Below are 709 nucleotides of genomic sequence, written 5' to 3'. Positions count from 1 at the left end.
CCTTTTAAATCGTTGTTATATCTTTGTTCGGTAATATATACGCCGGTACTGCTCTGCGGTAATTTGCTCGTATCCAGCGTATACGTAATAACATTATCCTTCTCCGTTACGCTGATACCGTCACCTACGGCTTTAAATGTTTTGACCGCCGGTATATCCGCTTTCTTGGCATACGTATCTCCCAGTTTTTGTTCAATAACGGCCCCTAATTTATCCGTTGTTGTGTACTTGCTGAGATCAACAGCCTTCGGTATTTTTGCTTCCAACGCCTTTAATTGTTTTACATTCACTGCGTCCGTATCTGCCGCACCGCCGGCAACGTGAATAATGCGACGCGTTACTTCCGCCCGTGCACCGCTGAGATCGCGACCCAATGACAACACGCCATTATAATCGCCATTCCAATCTTCCTTCGTCAAATACGATTGTTTACCTTGTTGTGATAATGTTAAATTCGCAATACTTCCTTCTCCTAAGGCAATAGAATTTGACATCGGGGCTTCCGCATTCGAACCGATAGCAATAGAAAAATTATTTCCCGTTGCAGAGGCCTGATTACCGATAGCAATGGCATCTTTTCCCCCGGCTACGGCATTTATGCCGGCGGCAAATAGGCCGCTATAACCTTTTTGTTGATCAAAAGCGACGCTCCCCTCTCCCAAAGCGATGTGTTCCCCTTTTAAATCGTTGTTATATCTTTGTTCGGTAA

General features: G+C 44.9%; 1 pseudogene. It reads right to left on the bottom strand.

Features of this window, described 5'->3' with window-relative positions:
• A pseudogene (locus tag HMPREF3182_RS01755) lies at nucleotides 1-709 on the bottom strand (hypothetical protein); the annotation flags it as partial.

Source organism: Megasphaera hutchinsoni, from assembly GCF_001553405.1.
In the GTDB taxonomy this organism is placed as follows: Bacteria; Bacillota; Negativicutes; order Veillonellales; family Megasphaeraceae; genus Megasphaera; species Megasphaera hutchinsoni.
Note: the sequence above shows the minus strand (reverse complement) of the source record. Positions and strands in the feature narration are given on the sequence as shown.